Raw genomic sequence first — 15,217 nt, 5'->3', positions numbered from 1 at the left:
CTGTGGACTCCGCGGCGTCCGGGACGAGACGTGTCGCATGATGGGGTCAGGTGCTGGACGGCGACGCGCGGAGGATCGACATGGGGTGGACGCTCGAGGAGCGTAGGGACCGCGTGGTCAGCGCGGCGCTGGAGCTGGCGGCGGAGCAGGGGATCGAGCACGTCACGCTCCGTTCGGCGGCCGCCGCCGCCGGGGTGTCCTGGGACGCGGCCACCTCCTCGTTCGACGACCAGGCGGACCTGCTTGCCGCCATGAGCCGTCGTGTCACCCGGCTCATCATCGGTGCGGACGACCTCCAGGTGCCCGCGGAGGGCGACCTCGTCGATGTGCTCGAGTCCGTCGGGCTCGCGCTCTGGGCGCACCTGTCCGCCCGGCGGGACCACCAGCTCCTCGGCTACGAGCTCACCCTGCTCGGGCTGCGACGCACCGCGATGCGACCTCTCGTCACGCGCCAGTACGTGGACTCTCGGGCCGGCGCCGTCGCGGTCCTCACAGCGGTGGCCGAGCAGCACGGCGTCGTCTGGGCGTACCCGGTCGAGGACGTCGGGCGGACAGTGGCCGCATTCTTCGACGGGTTGGGTCTGGCCTGGGTGGCAGACGGCGACGACGACGCCGCCCGCAGGGTCGTGCGCCTCTTCGCACGGCAGATCGCGGGACTCGCCGCCCCGCTCGGTGCGGAGGCCGAGCGCCGTCGCGGTGCGGAGGTCGGGAGCGGTTCCGCCGCGGAGGCTGGCCCCCGGTAACCTTGGGGTGTGACCCTCCGCCTGTACGACACCGCCGTGCGTGACGTCCGCGACTTCGAGCCCCTGCGTCAGGGTGAGGTGGGCATCTACGTCTGCGGTGCGACCGTCCAGGGCCCGCCGCACATCGGCCACATGAGGTCGGCCGTGGCGTTCGACGTCCTCGTCCGCTGGCTGCGTCGGACCGGGAGCTCGGTGACGTACATCCGCAACGTCACCGACGTCGACGACAAGATCCTCGCGAAGTCCGCAGCGGCGGGCGTGCCGTGGTGGGCATGGGCGGACAGGCACGAGCGTGCGTTCCGTGACGCCTACGACGCCCTGGGCAACGAGCCTGCCACGTACGAGCCCCGTGCCACCGGGCACGTCACCGACATGATCGACCTCATGGAGCGCCTCGTGGCCGCCGGGCACGCGTACCAGACGGGCGAGGGCGACGTGTACTTCGACGTGCGGTCGTGGGAGCCCTACGGGGAGCTCACGAACCAGCGTCTCGAGGACCTCACCCCGGCCCCCGACGAGACGGACGTGAGCGTCAAGCGGGACCCGCGCGACTTCGCTCTGTGGAAGGCCGCGAAGCCCGGCGAACCCGAGACTGCGTCGTGGCCAACGCCGTTCGGCCGCGGCCGCCCCGGGTGGCACCTCGAGTGCTCCGCGATGGCGCGGCGATACCTCGGCGACACCTTCGACATCCACGGGGGCGGGCTCGACCTGAGGTTCCCGCACCATGAGAACGAGCAGGCCCAGTCACGAGCCGCGGGGTACGACTTCGCCCGGTACTGGATGCACTCCGCCTGGGTGACGCAGGGGGGCGCCAAGATGAGCAAGTCGCTCGGCAACGGGCTGCTCGTCACCGAGGTGCTCGCGCGGACCCGTCCCGCCGTCCTGAGGTTCGCCCTCGCGTCGGTCCACTATCGGTCGATGCTCGAGTGGACCCCGGAGACCCTCGCGGACGCGGACGCGACGTGGGACCGTTTCGCCGGGTTCGTCGAGCGGGCGACCGAGCGGGTGGGTGCGCCCGACGACGTGGGCTCCGTCGAGCTGCCCGAGGCATTCGTCGCCGCCATGAACGACGACCTCAACGTCTCGGCGGCACTCGCTGTCGTCCACGAGCACCTCAAGGCGGGCAACTCCGCGCTCGCGGACCGCCAGGACGCCGTCGTGGCGATCGAGCTCGCCGCCGTGCGCGCGATGCTCGACGTCCTGGGGCTCGACCCGGCACGCTGGACTGCCGACGCCTCCGGCGACAGCCGCTTCGCGAGAGCGCTGGACGCTCTCGTCTCCTGCGAGCTCGAGGCACGCGCCGAGGCGCGAGCTGCCCGGGACTTCGCCACGTCCGACGCGATCCGGGACCGCCTCGCGCGGGCCGGGATCGTCGTCGAGGACTCGACATCAGGCGCGCGATGGACGCTCGCCGCCACGACCACGGAGGACCAGAACTGATGCCAGGCAACTCACAGCGCCGCGGAGCGGTGCGCAAGCCCGGATCGAAGAAGGGCGCCCAGACGGGATCCGGCGGCTGGGGGCGGCAGGCCCTCGAGGGCCGCGGCCCCACCCCGAAGGCCGAGGAGCGACCGCACCACCCCGCCGCAAAGCGCAAGGCAGCCGCGGCGAGCCGCGGCGACAGCGCCGGCCGGTCCGACCGCGCCGAGGGGCCGCGTGGTGCGCGGCCAGGAGGCAAGGCCGCACCCCGCGGCGGACGCACGACGAAGAAGGCCGGGTCCGCCACGCACGAGATGGTCTCCGGTCGTAACGCCGTGCTCGAGGCCCTGCGGGCACGCATCCCCGTCTCGGCGGTGTACATCGCCACCCGGCTCGAGGCCGACGACCGCACCCGGGAGATCCTCCAGATCGCGTCCGGCCGGGGCTACAACCTCCTCGAGGTGACGAAGCCCGAGCTCGACCGGCTCACCGACGACTCTGTGCACCAGGGCGTCGCGGTCCAGGTGCCCCCGTACGCGTACGCCGACCCCGAGGACCTGCTCGACGCGGCGGCGGCCGCGGGTGTACCGCCGCTCATCGTCGCGCTCGACGGCGTGACGGACCCCCGCAACCTCGGGGCCGTCCTGCGCTCCGCCGGTGCGTTCGGTGCCCACGGCGTGCTCGTCCCCGAACGACGTTCCGCGGGTGTCACGGCCTCCGCCTGGAAGGTGTCCGCGGGCGCCGCGGCCCGTGTGCCGGTCGCCCGGGCGACGAACCTCACGCGGACGCTGCAGGAGTACAAGTCGGCGGGCTGCTTCATCGTGGGCCTCGACGGGGGCGGTTCGACGGACGTGGGCGACCTCGCGTTCGCCACGGATCCGCTCGTCCTCGTCGTCGGGTCCGAGGGCAAGGGCCTGTCGCGGCTCGTGCGTGAGACGTGCGACGTCATCGCCTCCATCCCCATCGGGTCCGAGGTCGAGTCTCTCAACGCCGGCGTGGCAGCGGGCATCTCGCTCTACGAGGTCGCCCGGGTCCGGGCTGCGGCAGCTGCCCAGGCCTGACACACGCGTCAGCACCGCGCGACGGCGGACATGCCAAGCGCAGAGGGCGGGACCCGACCGGGTCCCGCCCTCTGCGCGTGCGTGCTGCTCCTGCTACTCCTGCTGGTCCGCAGCCTCCGGCGGGAGGCCGAGGATGGCCATCTCGTCCGGCCGGTGGCGCAGCACGTTCTCGACGTAGCTGGCGACGGCCTCGTTGAGCGGCACGTCGCGGTGCTGCTGCTCCGAGATGAACCAGCGGTGGTCGAGCACCTCGTGGAAGATCTGTGCGGGTTCGAGCTTGCGGCGCTGGTCCCGGGGCACGGCACGCACGGTCGGCTCGAACACCCCGGACAGCCAGTCGTGGGCGACGAACTCCTCGTCGTCGTTCTGGCGGTCGGTCGCCGCCCGGAACGTGTCGAGGTCGTTGAGCAGCCGGCGCGCCTGGTTCTCCTGGACGTCGAGGCCGGTGAGGTGCATGAGGCGTCGGGAGTGGTGGCCGGCGTCGACCACCTTGGGTTGGATCTGGACGCTCGTCCCGTCGATGTCGGTGGTGATCTCGAGCTCACCGACGTCGAACCCGAGGTTGTTCAGGCGGTCGATCCGCGCTGCGACACGCCACCGCTCGTCCGCGTCGAAGGACTCCTCCTCCGTGAGCGCGTTCCACAGCTCGTTGTACCGCTCGAGCAGGGCATCCCCGATGGCGATGGTGTCGATGTCCTCGTCGAGGAGCTCACCGGCAGCCAGGTCCATGAGCTCGCCGATGATGTTCGTCCGCGCGAGCTCGACGTCGTAGGTGCGCTGGCCGGGGCTGAGCTTCTGGTGCAGGTCACCCGTCTCGGCGTCGACGAGGTACGCGGCGAAGGTCTCAGCGTCCCGCCGGAAGAGGGTGTTGGAGAGCGAGACGTCGCCCCAGTAGAACCCGATGAGGTGGAGCCGCACGAGGAGCACCGCGAGGGCGTCGATGAGCCTCGTCGCCGTGTCGGGACGCAACGTCTGGCTGAACAGCGACCGATAGGGCAGCGAGAACTGGAGGTGCTTCGTGATGAGCACGGCCTCGAGGCGTTCACCGTTCTTGTCCTGCCGACCGGTGATCACTCCGACCGGCTCGACGCTCGGGACGTCGATGCGGCTCAGCTGCCGCAGGAGCTCGTACTCGCGGTACGCGACCGACTCGCCGATCTCCTTGACAGCGATCACCCCGCCGGACAGGCGCACGAACCGCACGACGTGCCTCGACAGTCCGCGCGGCAGGGCCGCCAGGACGGACGCGGGCCAGTCCTCGAGCGGGACGTCCCACGGGAGGTCGAGGAGCGCCGGGTCGGGTGATGCGGCGGTGATCTGGAGGTTCTGCGCCACGAAAGCGGTCCTTTCCGTGGTAGTGGAGCGGTCCGGCACGGCGTCGGTACCGGGGCAACGCGAAAGGGGCGGGCGAGGCACCAGGCCACCACCCGCCCCTTTGCGGACTACATCAGAAGCTCGACAGCCGCAGGCCGCTGCTCGGCGAGAACACGTGCTCCTGGCCGGGGCGGATCGCGACGTGGATGCGCTCGCCCTTGCCCGGCACCGAGCGCGGGTTGACGCGCACGATGATCTCGTGGTCGCCGGCGCCGGCAGCCCCGAGGTCGGCGTTGGCGAGGTCGCCCTTGAGGGTGCCGTACACGTACGCGTCGGAGCCGAGCTCCTCGACGATGTTGACCTCGACCGGGATGGCCGACGGGTCGGACGCGCTGACGATGTCGAGCGCCTCGGGGCGGAACCCGAGGGTCACGCGGCCGTTGTCCTCAGCGGTGAGCGCGGACGTCGCCTCGCGGGCGATCGGGATGCGAGCCTGCCCGATCTGCGCGACGCCGTTGGAGACGGCGAACGTGCCGAGGTTCATCGCGGGCGAGCCGATGAAGCCGGCGACGAAGACGTTCTGCGGGGTGTCGTACATCTCGCGGGGCGTGCCGACCTGCTGGAGGAGGCCGTCCTTGAGGACCGCGATGCGGTCGCCCATGGTGAGCGCCTCGGTCTGGTCGTGCGTGACGTAGACGGTCGTGACGCCGAGACGACGCTGGAGCGACGCGATCTGCGTACGGGTCTGGACGCGGAGCTTGGCGTCGAGGTTCGACAGCGGCTCGTCCATGAGGAACACCTGCGGCTGACGCACGATGGCGCGGCCCATGGCGACACGCTGACGCTGACCACCGGAGAGCGCCTTCGGCTTGCGGTCGAGGTACTCGGTGAGGTCGAGGATCTTCGCGGCCTCTTCGACGCGGGTACGGATGTCCGCCTTCGGGGTGCCGGCGATCTTCAGCGCGAAGCCCATGTTGTCCGCGACGGACATGTGCGGGTACAGCGCGTAGTTCTGGAAGACCATCGCGATGTCGCGGTCCTTGGGCTGCACGTCGGTGACGTCGCGGTCACCGATGAGGATGCGGCCGCCGTTGACGTCCTCGAGGCCTGCGAGCATGCGCAGCGAGGTGGACTTGCCACAGCCGGAGGGGCCGACGAGGACGAGGAACTCGCCGTCCTCGACGTGGAGGTTGAGCTGGTCCACCGCCGGACGCTCGGTCCCTGGGTAGATGCGGCTTGCGTGGTCGTAGGTGACCGTTGCCATGGTGATGACATCCCTTCACCGGCAGGTACGTGCCGGACGATCCGTTGTGAATGGGGTGTGTGCGGATCGTCCAGGAACAGACGGCGCGCAGACACTCGTCTTCAGTTGTGGTGCCCGGCATCGGTGCCAGGCACGGTGAGCATACTACGAGCGGGTGAGGGGCGTAAGGGTCCTCGTCGGCGCGCGGCGTCGCCGGTCAGGCTCCGGCGCGCTCGGAGAGCCGGTCCGCGAGGAGGGTGAGGAGGTCCGCGGCGGCGGAGGGGTCCGCGACACGCACCGCGGCCAGGGTGTCCCCGTCGCCGACCTTCACGCCGAGATCACCGCTGCCGAGGACGGCGAACGCGCGCTCGTCGGTGACGTCGTCGCCCATGTAGAACACCCCGCGTGCCCCGAGCTCCGTGCGCAGGCCGTCCAGCGCCTGCCCCTTCGAGGTCTCCACGACAGCGATCTCGACGACGTCCTTGCCTCGCGTGACGTGCGCGCCGAGCCGCTCGCCCAGGGCCGCGGAGGCGCGAGCCGACTCCTCGGCACGCTCCCGCTGCCCGGCGAGGCGTGTGTGCAGGACCGCGGCGGAGGGCTTGTGCTCCACCCAGGCACCGTCGAGCGGTGCCGCGAGGGAGTCGAGTCCGGCCTCGACCTGCGCGAGGAGGTCGGCCTGCTCGGGAGTCAGCGAGAGGCGTCTGCGCTCCACACGGGTCTCGCCGCTGCCGGCGAGCACGTCCCCACGCTCGGCGCCGTGGCTGCCGACGAGCACAGCTCCCGCGGGTGGTGACGCGAGGTGCGCGAGGGCGTCGAGGTCGCGGCCCGAGACGAGGGCGACCCGGACGAGCGTCGCAGGCAGGGCGGCCAGCCGGGCCAGTGCCCGGGCAGCCGCATCCGTCATGCGGGAGGAGGCAGGGTCGTCGACGAGGGGTGCGAGCACGCCGTCGAAGTCGCTCGCCACGAGCAGCGGCCCGGCGGTGCCCGACCCCGCGAGGAACGTCTCCACCGCGTCCCGCAGGACGGCCTCAGGCGTCATGGGTGCCGCCCTGGGAGTGGTGGGAGCTCGCGGGCATCGCGCTGAGCGCCCCGAGGAAGTTGGCCGACCACTTCGCGACGTCGTCCGTGAGCACCCGTCGGCGCAGCCGCCGCATGCGCTTGCGCTGCTCGCGGTGGTCCATCGTCGCGGCCTGCATGAGGGCGTCCTTCATGCCGTCGATGTCGTGCGGGTTGACCAGGACCGCCCCGGACAGCTCGTCGGCGGCGCCCGTGAACTCGGACAGCACGAGCACACCCTGGTCGTCGGAGCGGGCCGCGACGTACTCCTTGGCGACGAGGTTCATCCCGTCGCGGAGCGAGGTCACGAGCATGACGTCCGCGGCGAGGTAGAGCGCGGCCATCTCCTCCGGGGGGTAGGAGTGGTGGAGGTAGTGGATGGCGCTGTGCCCGATCTCTCCGTACTCCCCGTTGATGCGTCCGACGAGGCCCTCGACGTGCTCGCGGAGCTCCTGGTACGCGCCGACGTTCTCGCGGCTCGGGCTGGCCACCTGGACGAGCGTGGACCGCGCCGGGTCGAGACGACGGTCCTGGAGGAGCTCGCCGTAGGCCTTGATGCGGTGCCTGATGCCCTTGGTGTAGTCGAGGCGGTCGACGCCGAGCATCATGATCGCGGGGTTGCCGAGATCGGCACGCACCTCCTTGGCGCGTGCCTGCACCTCCGGGGTGCGGGCGAGCTCGTCGAACCGTCGGGAGTCGATGGAGATGGGGAACGGTGCGGCGCGCACGTGCCGGCTCGGCTGGCCGTCCGCGCCCTGCATCGTGATGATCTGGCCCCGGGTCGTGAGGTCCGTCAGGCGCCGCACGGCGCGGATGAAGTTCGATGCGTCGCCCGCCCGCTGGAACCCGATGAGGTCAGCGCCGAGGAGGCCGTCGATGACCTGCTTGCGCCAGGGCAGCTGCTGGAAGATCTCGAGCGGCGGGAAGGGGATGTGGTTGAAGAAGCCGATCCGCACGTCGGGCCGCAGGTCACGGAGCATCTTGGGCACGAGCTGCAGCTGGTAGTCCTGCACCCACACGATCGCACCCTCGGCCGCCTGCTCGGCTGCTGCCTCGGCGAACCGGAGGTTGACCTTGCGGTACGTGTCCCACCACTGCCGGTGGAACGCCGGCGCCGCGATGACGTCGTGGTAGAGCGGCCACAGGGTGTCGTTGGAGAACCCCTCGTAGTACCGCTCGATCTCGTCCTCGCTCAGGGTGACGGGTACGAGTCGCATGCCGTCGGCGTCGAAGGGCGTCGCAGCGAGGTCGGGCGCTCCCGACCAGCCCACCCATGCGCCGTCGGCGTCCTGCATGACAGGCTCGAGAGCCGTCACGAGGCCGCCCGGCGACCGCTTCCAGTCCACGGTGCCGTCGTCGGACACGGACATGTCGACAGGTAGCCGGTTGGCCACCACGACGAGACTGAACCCGTCTTTACCCATACATGATCAACTCCTTGGAATCCGCACCAGAATAACGACACCTCGCGACGCGTGCCCAGTGGCGGCCGTCTACGCACCCCGCTCCGCGTACGGTAGGCGGCATGGAGCGGATCGGCCTGGAGCCCGGAACCGAGATCGGTGGATACCGGTTGCTGTCCGCGCTCGGCTCGGGGGGCATGGGCACCGTGTACCGGGCGGTGGACGGCGGCGGGCAGCCCGTCGCGTTCAAGCTGCTGCACCCCAACTACCCGGCCGATGCCGAGATGCGCCGGAGACTGGCGCGCGAGGTCGCCGCTCTCCAGCGCGTCCACCACCCCGGCGTCGCCCAGGTGCTCGACGCCGAGGCCGACTCCGCGGAGATGTTCATCGTCACGGAGCTCGTCGACGGCCCGACCCTCGAGGCCGAGGTCGCCCGGGGCGGCCCGCTGGACGCCGAGGACCTTCTCGAGCTGGCCGAGCAGCTCCGGGACGCCCTCTCCGCCGTGCACGCCGCCGGGGTCATCCACCGGGACCTCAAGCCGAGCAACGTGCTCATCGCCGATACCGGACCCGTGCTCATCGACTTCGGCATCGCGCACGGCCTGGAGGACGCGCGCGTGACCTCCACCGGGTTCGTCATGGGGACGCCGGGATATCTCGCGCCCGAGCTCATCGACCGCCAGGATCCCTCGCCCGCCACGGACTGGTGGAGCTGGGCCGCGCTGCTCGTCTACGCCGCGACCGGTCGCTCGCCCTTCGGGGTGCGACCCCTGCAGGCCGTCATCGCACGAGCCCGGGACGGTGACCCGGACACAGCTGGCCTCGGTCCACGCACGAGCGCCGCGCTGCGTGGGGCGCTGATGAGCGACGCGGGCGACCGGCTCGCGCCGAGCGACGTCGTCGAGCAGCTGCGCATCGCGGCCGAGGACGGGGACATGCCCAGCACCGCGGTGCTCCCGCAGACCGCGGACGTCCCGCCACCGGACCCGACCGCTGTCCTCCCCGCCGGTGACGCCACCCGGCCCCTCGATGTCGCGAGGGCCCCGGAGCTGGACGCGACGGCGGTCCTCGAACGTGCGCCGGCAGCCCCCTCCTACCCACCGGGACTCGTCGTCGGCCCCGCGTACGAGGGGCCGGCGACGCAAGACATCCCCCTCTCCCCGTACGGGGAGAGGCCCGGCGAGGATGGTGGGCCGCCGGGCGAACCGGGCTACCGCCGCCCACCCCTGCGGCGCCGCGGTACCGCGGTCCTCGCGCTCGCCGCCATGATCGTGCTCGCGGGGGCGACCTATCCCGGCGGCGCCCTCGTCGCGCTGCTCGTGGTCGTCGTCCTGGCCCGGCTCGTCGGGCTGTGCCATGACGCCTTCCACTCCCGACGGGAGGAGCAGGGGCCCCGGCGGTCCGACGGGGTCCGGGCCGTCGTCGCCCTGCCGTGGCGGGTCGTGTGGACGGTGCTCAGTGCCGTGCCCTCCCTCCTCGTGGCCGCCAGTGCCGTCGTCGTCGTCGGAGGCGTGCTGTGGTGGGCGTTGCGGACCGGCCGGATCGTCGTCGGGGACGGCGCCGGCGGGGACGGGAGCGAGCCCCTCGCCTACGCGATGGTCCTCGCGCTCTCGACGGCGCTCGCGGCCCTGCTCCTGTGGTTCGGACCGGCGACCTGGCCCGTGCGGCACGGTGCGCGCGTGGTGCTCGACCGCGTCGCGCCGGGGTGGGTGGGTACCCTCGTCCTCGTCGTCATCGCGGCCCTGTTCGCGGCGTACTTCCTCGGGCTCGTCGTCTCCGGGCACCCCGTCGAGTGGTCACCCCTTCAGGAACCCCCCAGATTTGGTCCGTAAACTCGCCGCGAATCCCAGTCCGTGCCCCACCCAGCAAAGGTCTTGAACGCATGGCTACGAAGGAACCGCAGCTCTCGAAGGTCGACCGGAGGGAGGCCGCCCGGGCGCAGGCGCTCAAGCTCCAGCAGGAGCAGCTGCGCCGCGAGAAGCGGACGCGTGCCGTCATCATCACCTCACTCGTGGCGGGCGTGCTCGTCGTCGCGCTGATCGCCTGGGCGATCCTGCAGAACGGTGACTCCGACCGCGACGGTCTCACGGCGTTCCCGGACGACATCGAGGTTCCCGCTGTCGCGGACGCGACCGGCGGGATCAGCTTCGGCGCGAGCGGGGAGGCCGGCTCGTCGTCCGAGGGCGCCGTGACCGTCGAGGTCTATCTCGACTACATGTGCCCCAACTGCGCCGGGTTCGAGCAGGTCAACGGTCCCGAGCTCGAGGAGCTGCGCAGCTCCGGCGACATCAACCTCGTCCTCCACGGCATCTCGATCCTCGACTCCGTGTCCCGGGGGACGTCCTACTCGACGCGCGCCGCCCAGGCGTTCGCCTACGTCGCCGAGAACGCACCGGAGCACGCGCTCGCGTTCAACGAGGCCCTGTTCCTCAACCAGCCTGCCGAGAACACCACGGGTCTGTCCGACGACGAGCTGCGGGACATCGCGGTGAGCGTCGGTGTGCCCGAGGACGTCGCCAGCAAGATCTCGGAGGAGGTGTACGAGCCCTTCGTCGAGGCTCAGACGGAGATCGCCTTCAGCAACCCCGCCCTCGCCGGACCCAACGGCGGGTTCGGTACCCCCACGGTCGTCATCGACGGCGAGCGGTTCGAGGGCAACTGGGCCCAGCCGGGCGGGCTCGCCGCGGCGATCGCCGAGGCGCAGGGTTCCGCGCCCGCAGGCGACTAGTCGCTCCCGCGCCCCGCAGCTGCCGAGTCGGCTGCGGGGCGCGGTGCTGTCCGGCGCCCGCCAGCACGCAGGGCCCAGAGGATCGACACCACGTCGACACCCTCCTGCAGCCATGCGCCGACCACCGCGGGCAGGACGCCGCCGGCGGCGACGACCATGAGCGTCACGCTGAGCCCGATGCCGACCCAGATGCTCTGCAGGGCCACGTCGACGGTCTCCCGGCCGACGGAGAGCGCGCGGGGCACGAGCGCGACGTCGTCCCGCAGGACGACGACGTCCGCGGACTCGCTCGCCGCCGTCGCACCGCGGGCTCCCATCGCGATCCCCACGTCCGCCGCGGCGAGCACCGGCGCATCGTTGACCCCGTCCCCGACCATGGCGACCGGCCGCGGGGTGATCTCCTGGACGGCGCGCACCTTGTCGGCCGGGAGACACTCGGCGCGCACGTCGTCGACGCCGAGCTCTCCGGCGACGTGCTCGGCGGTCTGCCGGCCGTCCCCGGTGAGCATGACGATCCTCTGCACGCCCAGTGCCCGCAGGGCGCTGATGGTGTCCGCCGACTCGGGCCGGATCTCGTCGCGCAGGACGAGGGAGCCGGCGTACGCGCCGTCGACGGCGACGTAGACGGCGAGCTCACCGGCATCGAGCGGCGTGCGGGGGACGTCCTGGCCGACGGCCCCCGCGACGAACGACCGCTTTCCCACCACGACGGTGCGGCCGTCGACACGGGCGGTGACGCCGTTGGCCGTCGACTCCTGCGCCGCGTCGGCGCCGGACAGGCTCAGGTGCTGCCGCGCCGCGCCGTCGATCACGGCTGCGGCGAGGACGTGCGAGGAGTACTGCTCGGCCGACGCGGCCAGCCGGAGCACCTCGGCGTCCACGAGGGCGCCGGAGCTGCGCACGTCCGCGAGCTGCGGCGCCCCCTGGGTGAGGGTGCCGGTCTTGTCGAAGGCCACCGTCCGGGTGCGGTGGAGAGCCTCGAGCGTCGCGCTGCTCTTGATGATCACTCCCTCGCGCGCTGCACGGCTCATCCCGGCCATGAACGCGACGGGCGCAGCGATGATGAGGGGGCACGGCGTGGCGACGACGAGGACCTCGGCGAACCGCACCGCCTCACCCGAGGCCCACCACGCCGTGCCGGCGATCGCGAAGGCCAGGGCCGTGAAGGGCACGGCGAAGCGGTCCGCCAGCCGGACCATCGGGGACCTGCTGGCGGAGGCCTGCTCGACGAGGGCGATGATTTGCTGGTACTGGCTCTGCGCGGCGGGACGGGTCGTCTCGAGCGTGACCGCGACGGAGGTGTTCACCCCGCCCGAGAGCACCTCGTCGCCCGCGACCCGCTCGACGGGCAGGCTCTCACCGGTGAGCGACGACTCGTCGAGGCTCGCGAGCTCGGTGAGCAGCGTGCCGTCGACGGGCACCACCTCGCCCGGGCGGACGAGGACGCGGTCCCCCCGGGCGACGGACGCCACCGGGACGTCCTCCGTCGTCCCGTCGGGGCGCACACGGTGCGCGACGACGGGCGCCCGGGCGAGCAGCGCGGTGAGATCACCCTCGGCGCGGTGGGCCGCATAGTCCTCGAGCGCCTCGCCCCCGGTGAGCATGAGCACGACCACCATCGCCGCCCAGTACTCCCCGACCGCCACGGCGGAGCCGATGGCGGTGACCGCGAGCACGTCCACGCCGAGGCGTCCGTGCGCGAGCGCCTGGACCATGTGCCACACGGACAGCGCGGCGACGTAGGCCGCGAACCCTCCGAGGAGCCAGGGCACGTACCCGGACCATCCGGTCCGGGACAGGGCTCCTCCCACGGCGGCGACGATGATGGTGGCGACGACCAACGGGTACCGGCGGGCGGCGCTCCGGGGCCGCAGCGCTGGTCGATCGCCGGCGGGCCGGTGCGTGCGGCGGTGCGGGATCCTGTGCTCAGGTCCTGTCACCGGCCAGCCTCGGCCCGCTCGTCGAGCAGGAACAGTGCTGCGTCGTTGAGCCTCTCGAGCTCCCGGATGGCTCTGGTCGTCGCTGGGGGGAGGTGGTCGCCGTCCACCAGGGCGTCCGAGAGCTCGAGGGGGCCCGGCGGCTGGACCGGGGGATCTCCGCGCAGCGCCGTGGCGAGCGCGTCGAGGTTCCCCGCAGTGAGGGCCGCGAGCCGCCTCCACTCCTCGTGGCTGATCCCCGAGTCTGCCGTTGTCGCGGTGGCTGCGTGCACCATCTCCTCGTTGCTGGAGACCATCGCCCGGAGCGCGGTGAGCACGTCCTCGATCCCGCCGACGCCGAGCGCGCCGGGTGACCGGCGCAGCGGCTCCGCTGTCGTGGCGACCGCCTGGAGCTGGTGGTCGACGGCCAGCGCCTGAGCCTGCGCCGGACCCGGGGACTGCGCCGATCCGCTGAGGAGACCGAGCGACGCCGACGTGGCGCCGGACAGCGAGGTGACGAGGGCCGTGAGCTCGCCGTCGAGCCTGGTGCGTGTGCGCAGCGGGAGGACGACGCGCGCGACCGCGAGTGCGGCGGCGGCACCGATGATGGTCTCGAGGAGGCGGACCTCGATGGCGACGGGCCCCATGGAGCGCAGGAGCTCGTAGAGCTGGGCGTAGAGCATCGTCGCCCAGAACGCGGCGATCGCCGAGGACACCGCCTGGAAGTACTGCGACGCGAAGACGCACAGGGCGAGCACGGGAAGCGTGACGGCCGGGTGCGAGCCCGACGCGATCGCGATGGCGAAGCCGATCGCCGCCCCCGCGACGGTCGCCAGGACGCGTTGGGCCGCCCGGACGAACGTGTCGCCGTCCGTCCCGGCGAGCACCTGGAGGGTCGGGAGCGCTGCCCAGACCTGGTGGGACGACGACACGAGCGACCCGAGGGTCAGTGCCAGCCCGGTGGACGCACCGGCCTGGATCGCGCGGCGGGTCGACGGCCGCAGGCGGGCCGCCGGTCGGTGGGCGGGCCCGGCACCGGTGCCCCCGTCCGCCGCGGCGGCGTCCGGTGCGGCCTGTGGATCGCCGTGCACGACGGCGGTCGGGGCGGTGTCGGGAGCGGCGTGCGCCACCGTGCCGCCGGTCTGACCGGCAGCATCCACCGCGTGCAGGTCGTCCACCGCGTCCAGGAGCGCGACGGTTGCGCGGTGCAGACGACGCGCGGACCCGGGCCACGTGTCTGGCACGACGGAGGACAACGTCCCTCCGGGCGCGTCTGACGTCGCTGGCCCGACGTCCGGCCCGGAGCGACCCGTGTCCATGACCTGGTGAAGACGGCTCCGGACCAGCTCGAGCTCACCCGCGAGCCGGCCCCGGAGCAGTGCGGGCAGCGCGCCGCCGCTCGCCGCGTGCGCCGCGTCGGACACCGCGGCGGTAGCGAGCGCGACGTCGAAGATCTTCAGCCGCAGGGTCTCGGCGCGCGCCGGGTCGAGGTCGACGGCGGTGTTCTCCGGGGTGAGCTGGCCGCTGAGGAACGCGCTCGCGCGGTGCAGCTGGAGCATGTTCTGGTCGACCCGTCGGGAGACGTCCGGGTCCCAGCGTCCCCACGAGGTCGCGTCGACGAGCGGGTCCAGTGCCAGGACGACGCGATAGAGGAAGGCGGCCACGCCCTCCCGGGCGATCCGCCCCGGGGCGTCCCGCAGCACGACGAGACCGAGGATCCCCGACCACACGACGCCGACCACACCGGCGACGACGTGCATGACGATGTCCCCGATCTCGAGGTCCATGAGCACAGCGAAGTAGTACGCGATGAACGTGATCTGACCCAGGAACGCCCAGGTCGTCCCGTACCGCCCCACCCACACACCGAGGAGGGCGACGACCACGACCGACGCGGCGATCACGAGGGAGGAGCCGTCGACGACAGCGGTCAGCACCACCGCGACGACGACGGGGCCGACGGCGAGGGCAGCGAGCGAACCCCGTGCCCGGCCTGGTGCGCTGCTCATCGCGCCGCTCGTGACCATCGCGATGATGCCTCCGTAGACCGCAGCCGGGAACGACGCACCGTCGAACGGGCGGAGCGCGACGACGAGGGTCACGACGGTGGCGGTAGCGGCGATCAGGGCACGCACCGCCGACCGGCGACGGGTGGAGCCGGGGTCGACGAGGGCGGCCCGGTCCCGCAGGAACACCCCCCACCGGTGCCGGGCTGTGCGATCGGCGCCGTCCGGTTCTGCCTGCACCGCGGTGGGCCCGGGTGGGGTGGGTGTGGGGATGAGGATGGGTTGGTAGTCGAGGTCGTGGGCGACGGTGGTGGTGAGGGTGTGCATG

Annotated in this window: 11 protein-coding genes; 5 read left to right on the top strand and 6 right to left on the bottom strand. The window is 72.3% G+C overall.

Translation table 11 applies throughout. From position 1 onward, the window contains the following. Positions 1–80: 80 nt before the first annotated feature. The 3 genes from AC54T1_RS00055 to rlmB are packed head-to-tail and all read left to right on the top strand — an operon-like array spanning position 81 to position 3,223. The gene (locus tag AC54T1_RS00055) at positions 81–743 is read left to right on the top strand and encodes a TetR/AcrR family transcriptional regulator (protein ID WP_484343288.1); all 663 of its coding nucleotides are present in this window, start codon (positions 81–83) and stop codon (positions 741–743) included. Positions 744–752: 9 nt separating this feature from the next. Then, positions 753–2,183, top strand: coding sequence for a cysteine--tRNA ligase (gene cysS / locus AC54T1_RS00050; RefSeq protein ID WP_496910585.1), 1,431 nt, complete (start codon positions 753–755; stop codon positions 2,181–2,183). Beyond that, positions 2,183–3,223, top strand: a complete 1,041-nt coding sequence (gene rlmB, locus AC54T1_RS00045; protein WP_496910584.1) for a 23S rRNA (guanosine(2251)-2'-O)-methyltransferase RlmB — start codon at positions 2,183–2,185, stop codon at positions 3,221–3,223. Before cysS ends, rlmB begins: the two co-directional genes overlap by 1 nt. A 93-nt stretch (positions 3,224–3,316) precedes the next feature. Here the strand turns inward: rlmB and AC54T1_RS00040 are convergent, their stop codons facing one another. The 4 genes from AC54T1_RS00040 to otsA form a co-directional block, all read right to left on the bottom strand. After that, positions 3,317–4,558, bottom strand: a complete 1,242-nt coding sequence (locus tag AC54T1_RS00040; RefSeq protein ID WP_484343285.1) for a DUF4032 domain-containing protein — start codon at positions 4,556–4,558, stop codon at positions 3,317–3,319. A 112-nt stretch (positions 4,559–4,670) separates the two neighbouring features. Next, positions 4,671–5,801, bottom strand: coding sequence for an ABC transporter ATP-binding protein (locus AC54T1_RS00035; protein ID WP_484343284.1), 1,131 nt, complete (start codon positions 5,799–5,801; stop codon positions 4,671–4,673). Positions 5,802–5,997: 196 nt separating this feature from the next. Beyond that, on the bottom strand, positions 5,998–6,819 hold the full coding sequence (otsB, locus tag AC54T1_RS00030) for a trehalose-phosphatase (protein ID WP_496910583.1): 822 nt from the start codon (positions 6,817–6,819) through the stop codon (positions 5,998–6,000). Beyond that, the gene (gene otsA, locus AC54T1_RS00025) at positions 6,809–8,260 is read right to left on the bottom strand and encodes an alpha,alpha-trehalose-phosphate synthase (UDP-forming) (protein ID WP_496910582.1); all 1,452 of its coding nucleotides are present in this window, start codon (positions 8,258–8,260) and stop codon (positions 6,809–6,811) included. The genes otsB and otsA overlap by 11 nt, the downstream gene beginning before the upstream one ends. A 101-nt stretch (positions 8,261–8,361) precedes the next feature. Here otsA and AC54T1_RS00020 point away from each other — a divergent pair, with 101 nt between their 5' ends. Together AC54T1_RS00020 and AC54T1_RS00015 are read left to right on the top strand one after the other, a co-directional pair. Then, on the top strand, positions 8,362–10,071 hold the full coding sequence (locus AC54T1_RS00020; protein WP_496910581.1) for a serine/threonine-protein kinase: 1,710 nt from the start codon (positions 8,362–8,364) through the stop codon (positions 10,069–10,071). Positions 10,072–10,121: 50 nt separating this feature from the next. Next, complete coding sequence (locus tag AC54T1_RS00015) at positions 10,122–10,967, top strand: DsbA family protein (protein ID WP_496910580.1); 846 nt, start codon at positions 10,122–10,124, stop codon at positions 10,965–10,967. Here AC54T1_RS00015 and AC54T1_RS00010 read toward each other — a convergent pair. Together AC54T1_RS00010 and AC54T1_RS00005 are read right to left on the bottom strand one after the other, a co-directional pair. Then, positions 10,964–12,907, bottom strand: a complete 1,944-nt coding sequence (locus tag AC54T1_RS00010) for a heavy metal translocating P-type ATPase (RefSeq protein WP_496910579.1) — start codon at positions 12,905–12,907, stop codon at positions 10,964–10,966. The two genes, AC54T1_RS00015 and AC54T1_RS00010, sit on opposite strands and share 4 nt — an antisense overlap. Further along, positions 12,904–15,217, bottom strand: a 2,314-nt coding sequence (locus AC54T1_RS00005; RefSeq protein WP_496910578.1) for an FUSC family protein, incomplete at its 5' end; no start/stop codon positions are given. The genes AC54T1_RS00010 and AC54T1_RS00005, both read right to left, overlap by 4 nt.

This window comes from Sanguibacter sp. Z41_6, from assembly GCF_059621145.1.
This window is presented reverse-complemented; position numbering and strand designations above follow the sequence as displayed.